This window comes from Streptomyces phyllanthi, assembly GCF_009377205.1.
GTDB classification, from domain to species: Bacteria; Actinomycetota; Actinomycetes; order Streptomycetales; family Streptomycetaceae; genus Streptomyces; species Streptomyces phyllanthi.
Window position 1 is genome coordinate 1 of record NZ_VJZE01000603.1, and the last position, 4,571, is coordinate 4,571.

Here is a 4,571-nt window from a genome sequence, read left to right on the forward strand (position 1 = left end):
CCGCCGCCCGTGACCGCTCCGCCGACCCCCACCGCGTCCCCGGCTCCGGTCCGCCTGACCAAGGTCACCCTGACCAAGGAGGCCCCCGCGGTCTCGCTGACCAAGCAGGGCGGCACGTCCGGCGCCCTGCGGGTGAACCTGAACTGGCAGGTGCGCAAGCAGTTCTCGGGCTGGGCGAGCAAACTGGGCCGGTCCGTCGCCATGCACGCCGACCTCGACCTCGACCTGTGCGCCCTGTTCGAGCTGTCCGACGGCAGCAAGGGCGTGGTGCAGTCGCTCGGCAACGCCTTCGGCGCGCTGCACCAGCCGCCGTACATCCACCTCGACGGCGACGACCGCACCGGAGCCATGGCGAGCGGTGAGAACCTCACCGTCAACCTCGACCACAAGGACGCCTTCCGGCGCATCCTCATCTTCGTGACCATCTACGAAGGCGCCCGCTCCTTCGCCGACCTGCACGCCACGGTCACCCTCCAGCCCCAGCACGGCGCGCCCGTCGACTTCTCCCTGGACGAGTGCACGGTCCCCTCCACGGTGTGCGCGCTCGCCCTGATCACCAACCAGGGCGGCGACCTGGTCGTCCAGCGCGAGGCGCGCTACCTGGTCCCCGAGCGTGGCGTCAGTCCCCAGCGCACGGTCGACTACGCCTATGGGTGGGGCATGAACTGGACGCCGGGCAGGAAGTGACCCGGGCGGAGGAGAGGCCTGGGCGGAGGAGAGGCCCAGAGGAGAGGCACTGGAGAACAGCGGCGAAGAGCGGCGAAGAGCGGTGAAGCGTGGCGAGGGGCCGCCCTCACCGCTGCTCGGGGGCGGGGCGCGCATACGTACGGCCCTTCCAGGCCGCGCCCCGCCCCCTGTAGTGCTGCACCGCCGAATCGACCGTCATGAAGAGGTACAGCAAAGCCGTGAACGGCAGCAGGGGGGCGAGGGGAAGAGGCTGCCCGTAATAGCGGAGCATCGGCACGTACGTCGCTGTCATCAACAGCCACGCGAGCCCGCCGGCGACCGCGGCCGCCGTACTCCCCGCGACGAGGCCCGCGACGAACGCCACCGGCGGCACCAGATAGACCACGGCTAGACCGGTCACCGTGCCGGCGAGCAGCAGAGGGTTGTGCCGCAGCTGGGCGTACGCGCTGCGCGAGACCATGCGCCACAGGTCGTGCAGCCGCGGGTACGGACGCACACTGTCCACCCGCTCCGCCAGCCCCAGCCAGATATGGCCGCCGCCGCTCTTGACCGCCCTCGCGAGCGCCACGTCGTCGATGACGGCGTGCCGGATGGTGTCCGGGATTCCGGCACGCCCGGCCGTCTCCGTCCGCAGCAGCACACATCCGCCGGCCGCGGCCGCCGTCCGCGAGCCCCGTACGCGGACCCGACGGAACGGATAGAGCTGCGCGAAGAAGTAGACGAAGGCGGGCACGACCAGCCGCTCCCACGCGCTCTCCACGCGCAGCCGGGCCATCTGCGACACGAGGTCGAACCCGCCGGTGCGCGCCGCCGCCACCAACTCCCGCAGACTGTCCGGCCCGTGCGCGATGTCCGCGTCCGTCAGCAGCAGGAACTCGGGCCCACGCGCGCGGGCCAGCCCGATTCCGTGCCGTACGGCCCAGAGCTTGCCCGTCCAGCCCGCGGGAGGCTCTCCGGGGGAGGAGACGGTGAGCGGCAGACCGCCGTGCCGCCGTGAGAGCTCGCGTGCCAGCACACCGGTGCCGTCCGAACTGCCGTCGTCGACCAGGAAGACCTCCGCGTGTCCCGGATAGTCCTGCGCCAGGAGCGAGGGCAGGCTCTCGGGGAGTACGGACGCCTCGTCCCGCGCGGGTACGACGACGCCGACGGACGGCCAGACGTCGGGTTCCCGGCGCGGCGGCAGGCGGACGTCGGTACGCCAGAAGAGGCCCTGGCCGAGCAGCAGCCACAGCCAGACGGCCAGGGACAGGCCGGCGGTCCACGCGAGGGCACTCATCCGTCGCAGTCTGCCCCACCGCTCCGGGCCGTCGAAGCCGATCCGATAAGGTGCCCGGGTGAAGATCGCGCTCATGGACACCGGAATCGGACTGCTGGCGGCCGCCGCCGCGGTGCGCCGTCTGCGACCCGACGCCGATCTCGTCCTCTCCTCGGACCCCGACGGCATGCCCTGGGGACCGCGCACCCCGGAGGACATCAGGGCCCGCTCGCTCGCCGTCGCCGAAGCGGCCGCCACGCACCGCCCGGACGCCCTGATCGTCGCCTGCAACACCGCCTCGGTGCACGCCTTGCCCACCCTGCGCGCCCGTCTCGAACCGGACCTGCCGGTCATCGGCACGGTGCCGGCGATCAAGCCCGCCGCGGCGGGTGGCGGACCCGTCGCCATCTGGGCCACGCCCGCCACCACGGGCAGCCCCTACCAGCGCGGTCTCATCCGGGACTTCGCCGACGGCGTGACCGTCACGGAGGTCGCGTGCCCGGGGCTCGCCGAGGCGGTGCAGTACGCGGACGAGGCGGCCATCGACGCCGCGATCGCCGACGCCGCGGAGCGCACCCCGACCGATGTAACGACCGTTGTCCTGGGCTGCACCCATTACGAACTCGTCGCCGAGCGTATCCGCGCGGCGGTGCAGCAGGCCGGTCTGCCACCGCTCGTCCTGCACGGCTCGGCCGTCGCCGTCGCCGCCCAGGCCCTGCGCAGGATCAACGAGTTGCCCGCGCCGGAGGCGCCTGCCGACGGCACTCTGACCGTCATCCTCAGCGGGCGTGAAGAGCTCCTCCCGGCATCCGCTCTGGCGTACGAGGAGGGCCGCTTCCTGCAGGCGGTGAGCCCCGCGCGCTGAGCGCTGACGGACGACCTTCGGCCAAACGCCCGGCCGGACCGGTGACGCTCCGCGACCAGGTGCCCGCACAGCGGAATCTGAGTAGTCTCATAGCCATGAGGGACCACCCCCACGGCGAGAGCGGTGCCCCTGACGGTGCCGCGTATCCCGAAGTCTGGATCGGGCGCGCCACCAACCGCGCCCAGTGGCTGCTGGCGCTCGCCGGGGCCGCCTTCATGGCGCTCGGTATCGAGCTGGCCGTCGACTCCGCGTGGACCTCGGGCGTCGTCCCGCTCGTCATGTCGGTCGTCGGCTGCATCATGGCGGGCCTGCTGGTCCTGTTCGGCACGCTCGCGTTCGTGCACGTCGCCGTGAAGGTCGACAAGGGCCATCTCGAGGTGCGCTGCGGCCACATCGGCCTGCCGCGTCGGCGCATCCCCCTCTCACAGGTGGTCGCCGCCGACTTCGCACCGCGTGTCACCCCGCGTCACTGGGGCGGCTGGGGCTATCGCTGGCGGCCCGAGAAGGGCACCGCAGTCGTCGTCCGGCGCGGCGAGGGAGTGGTGCTCAGCCTCAAGGACGGCCATACGTTCACGATCACGGTGGACAACGCCGAGACGGCCGTACAGGTCATCCGCGACCGGCTGAGCCCGGCACCGTCGAGAGCGGCGCGCTGACGGTCCCGGCGCTCCCGAACCGGCCGCGCTCTCACTGCTCCGACCGATCACCACGCGCGCGCGTGCCGTCCTCGTGCCGCGCCCCCGCGTCCACCATCGGCCGTGCCGTCGCGATCCCCGCGACCACCCCCGCGCCCGCCGTCACGGCGGTGAAGCTCAACGCGTTCCCGACCGTCGCGACGACCGCGAGCGCGGTCAGGGACGCGCCCGCCGTGAGGACCACCGGCGTGGGGCGTGCGGCCCGCCACAGCGCGCACAGCACCCAGCAGAAAACGGCGGCCAGCAGGGCCACGCCGACCAGCCCCTGCTCGGCTGCCAGCTGGAGCGGGGCGGAGTGCGGCTTGCCGTCGGGCGTCAGTGACTGCGCGACCGTGGGGCTGAGCTCCCCGAAGCGTCCCGGGCCCACACCGAGAGCCGGTTCCCGGTGGGCCATGTCGAGCGCGTCGCGCCACAACTGCACCCGGTGCGGGGTGAGCTGCCCCTCCAGGGAGTCCGTCAGCCCGTCCGGCAGGACACCTTCGGCGACCGCCCAGGCCGTCCCGGTCGCCAGGGCCGTGGCCAGACCGAGGCCCACGAGACCCGGGACCCGGCGGCGCACCCGGGCCGCCGCGAGCGAGCACAGCAGCACCGCGGCGCAGGCCGCGGTGGCCGTGGCCGAGCCCAGCAGGGCCGCGGTCACCGTGACCCCGGCGGCCGGCAGACGCAGTACCGACCGCAGCACCGGACCACGGGCCGCCCAGGCCGCACAGCACGCGGCCCCCGTCGCCAGAACCAGCAGCGCGGTGGTCGCGCCCGTGCGGCCGAGCGGGCCGATCAGAGGCGAATCGGTGACGAAGTGCGGAGTGGTGGTCGCCAGACCCCAGGCGATCAGGGCGGCGGCGCAGGGAGCGGCGACCGGCAGGAGCGCCCCGCAGATCCGGCCCGAGGCGTACCCCGCGGCCAGGGCCAGTACCGCCAGCAGCATCCCCTCCGGGCGGCCGTCGTGCGCGGCAGCCGTGATCAGCGACCAGGCCGCGCACGTGCCGAGCAGGATCACACCCGCGGTGTCCGAAACGTTACGTCTCTCCCCCGCGGCCGCCGCGTCGGCCGCGGGGGAGAGACGTAACGT

General features: G+C 73.4%; 5 protein-coding genes. 3 read left to right on the forward strand and 2 right to left on the reverse strand.

Annotation, left to right across the window (positions count from 1 at the left end; translation table 11 throughout):
- On the forward strand, positions 1-687 hold a 687-nt coding region (locus tag FNH04_RS41825; RefSeq protein WP_456154886.1), incomplete at its 5' end, for a TerD family protein.
- A 106-nt stretch (positions 688-793) separates the two neighbouring features.
- Here FNH04_RS41825 and FNH04_RS41830 read toward each other — a convergent pair.
- A complete protein-coding gene (locus FNH04_RS41830) occupies positions 794-1,963 on the reverse strand; it encodes a glycosyltransferase (RefSeq protein ID WP_152791472.1) in 1,170 nt (389 codons plus the stop codon).
- 58 nt (positions 1,964-2,021) lie between these two features.
- Between FNH04_RS41830 and FNH04_RS41835 the strand changes: the two genes are divergently transcribed.
- A complete protein-coding gene (locus tag FNH04_RS41835) occupies positions 2,022-2,807 on the forward strand; it encodes a glutamate racemase (RefSeq protein ID WP_322725405.1) in 786 nt (261 codons plus the stop codon).
- 95 nt (positions 2,808-2,902) lie between these two features.
- Positions 2,903-3,463: a hypothetical protein gene (locus FNH04_RS41840; protein WP_152791471.1), complete on the forward strand. Its 561-nt coding sequence runs from the start codon at positions 2,903-2,905 to the stop codon at positions 3,461-3,463.
- A 31-nt stretch (positions 3,464-3,494) separates the two neighbouring features.
- Here FNH04_RS41840 and FNH04_RS41845 read toward each other — a convergent pair.
- Positions 3,495-4,571 (reverse strand): O-antigen ligase family protein (locus FNH04_RS41845; RefSeq protein WP_322725407.1); only part of this gene is annotated, 1,077 nt, incomplete at its 5' end.

Coding starts and splice junctions, on each gene's coding strand:
- FNH04_RS41830 (WP_152791472.1), bottom strand. CDS start 1,963: ATGAGTGCCCTCGCGTGGACCGCCGGCCTGTCCCTGGCCGTCTGGCTG.
- FNH04_RS41840 (WP_152791471.1), top strand. CDS start 2,903: ATGAGGGACCACCCCCACGGCGAGAGCGGTGCCCCTGACGGTGCCGCG.